Origin of the sequence: Streptomyces sp. MB09-01, from assembly GCF_033794505.1 — a bacterium.
GTDB lineage: Bacteria > Actinomycetota > Actinomycetes > Streptomycetales > Streptomycetaceae > Streptomyces.
Genome location: NZ_JARAYQ010000500.1, coordinates 1 through 2,594 on the forward strand (window position 1 = coordinate 1; position 2,594 = coordinate 2,594).

A 2,594-nucleotide genomic window follows, 5' to 3' on the forward strand; every position below is an offset into this window, starting at 1 on the left:
CACTCTTTTGGTCAGTTTTGCCGCCGCAGCTCACCTCGAGCCCGCCAAGCGTGCCCAGGAGGACAGGTGACTGTCTAAACTCGACACGCCAGCGTCCCTGTCTAATGGTGGGTGTGGCGCTGAAAGCGGCCCTCCTGCGGCTGACGCGCCCCCGGCTGCTGATGGGCGCGGTTGACGCCGCCGCACGGGGGCCCGGCGGGCGGGTGTCAGCAGGCGCGGGAACGGCACCCGCAGCGGGGCCGCTTTCAGCGCCACAGCCTCCTTTCGCCAAGGACGCCGGCGTTTCGGCTCCAAACGGTCCCCTTTGCGGCTGGGCCTGCTTGGCGGCCCTCAGGAGAACATCATCAGCAAAGCGAGCCATATGAGGAGTGCCATGACAGCGGCAAGGACGACGCAGGAACAGCCGATGAGCTTCACCGCCCCCATCTCCTCCCGCGGCGGCGGGGGCAGGGGAATGACGTATCCGGGCGGTGGCGGCGGGCCGGGCGGCGGAACCGGGACGGACATGAAACCCCTTGAACGCAGGCGCGAATCCAATAACAGCAGGCCTTGGCGTGGGCGTTGGCTACGGCCACGTCGCCCACAGGAGCGAACTCACAAACGCCGCCGCTCTACGCCAGGACTGAAGCCTCACAAAAGAATTGAACTTGTTCAACCCTGAAGCCGTGGGGCCGATCCCGAGGACGTCGACCGGCGCTGGTCATCCTGGGGCCTGGCAAAACCCCGTCGAGAAGACGGCGGAGCCGATGTCGAACGCCAGGGACGCGCCAGCCCCGGAGGCTGCGCCACGAGGCGCACCCGGCGGCGCGCTGTCGCCGAGACGAAGGCCTCGTCGGCGTGGGCGGCCGGAGACCTACCAGAGCGGCGGGATGACGCCGTGGCCCGTCGCCTTCCCTACCCTGGGTGTGAGTAGTTGAGGTACAGGAAGTCCGGGGAGATCGGTCTCGCTGCCTATTCGGTCCCCGTGGGCCGGCCTGGTCCTGCAGGCGCTGCCGGAGCCCGGCTTCCTCTGCCGTGAGCGGATCGTCCGGGCGTCGGATGCGGATCGGCCGGACCGTCCCGTACGCATCGACCTGCTCAGTCAGAAACTCCACCGGCACGAGGCGGACCGTAGCCAGCACCGCCGCCCGGGGGCTCGCCGAGATCGGAGACGACCGACAACGGGTCGCCGACGCCTGCGGCCTGAAGGCATACGCCGACGCCTCGCCCATCACGCGGGCTTCCGGCAAAAGGTCGAGCATCACCCGCCGCTGGGTGAAGAACGACCGACTCGATCACGCCGGATACCTGGGGGCGTTCTCCGCGATCACCGCCTCGCCCGGCGCCAAGGTCCACTACCGGCGACGCCGCGACAACCACGCAGACTGGCACGCCGCCACCCAGCGCAACCTCTTCAACCGCATGATCGGCCAGCTCCACCACTGAATCCAGCACGGCGACCGATTCGAAGAACTGGCCGCCCGCCCCTCACTGCCCTCGTCGACCGAGACAGCTGCGGCCCGACCTGGGCCAACTCACCTTGCCGAGGCCTCCCAGAGCAGTCGATCATTCAAAGATGAGACTCGAAGTCCAGGCCTTCGTCGCCGAGGGCCCCCTCGCCGACTGGGATACCGACGATGAGGAGCTCGTCGACCGGCGATTCAGACAGATCGAAGCCGTCTCCGTGCCAGTCACAACCGAGGAGGCGCATGCTCTGGCTGCCTGTTTCGGCCCCGACGACTGCTACGGCGTAGCCTGGTCGCTGCTGCACCTGATCGAGACCAGCTCAGGGCCGCTGCCGCCAGTCGTACGTCCGGGCCCCGATGCCGACGACTGGCATCACACGCTCTGGAACCGCTGGGGAAGCCATGCACTCCCCGACGCGGACTTGACGCGTCAAAAAAGCACCAGATGGTGCCCGGCTGGCCCTACTCGATCGTCGCCGCACCGGACACCGGCCGCACATCGTGGACGGCCCTGCTTGGACACGATCCGGCTGGAGCCCGGCGCCGACTTGGCCGCGGTCACCGCCGACCAGGTTCGTCGTCGAACGCCTCGTGGAAGCCGGCCAGTGGCAACCGGGGGCCCCGGACATATCTGTCGTGATGGATGCCGGCTACGACGCGCCCCGCATCGCCCACCTTTTGGCCGATCCGTCGGTCGAGGTGCTGGGCCGACTTCGCTCGGACCGGGTGATGCGCAAGCCTGTCCCGGTGCCGTGGATCTGCCCGCCGCAGGGCGGTCGCCCGCCGAAGCATGGTGGTGAGTTCGTCTTCGGCCGGCCCGGGGCCTGGGGTGAGATCACCGCGGTGACCATCACAAGCACCGACCGGTACGGACGGCGACCGCGCAGGCGTGGGACCGGCTCCATCCCCGGCTGACCCGCCGGGCTGCGTGGCTCGACCGCGAGGGCGCTGCCGATCACCGAGGGCACCGTGATCCGCCTGGCGGTCGAGAAGCTGCCCAGCGGCGGGGTGAACAAGCCGTTGAGAGGTCGTTTTCGTCCGATGTTTCACCCCAGAATCGGGTGTTCTGTGGTCTTCTTCGGGTCGCGCCAGGAGATGGTGTTCTCGCTGGTGAGGCGGCGGGTCATGAGGTCGGTCATGGCGATGTGG

Annotated in this window: 3 pseudogenes; 2 read left to right on the forward strand and 1 reads right to left on the reverse strand. The window is 68.4% G+C overall.

The window, feature by feature from the left end:
* Positions 1-1,125: 1,125 nt before the first annotated feature.
* A pseudogene (locus tag PV721_RS42850) lies at positions 1,126-1,422 on the forward strand (transposase); the annotation flags it as partial.
* Between the two features lie 405 nt (positions 1,423-1,827).
* Positions 1,828-2,468: pseudogene (locus PV721_RS42855) on the forward strand (transposase); the annotation flags it as partial.
* Between the two features lie 23 nt (positions 2,469-2,491).
* Here PV721_RS42855 and PV721_RS42860 read toward each other — a convergent pair.
* A pseudogene (locus PV721_RS42860) lies at positions 2,492-2,594 on the reverse strand (IS5/IS1182 family transposase); the annotation flags it as partial.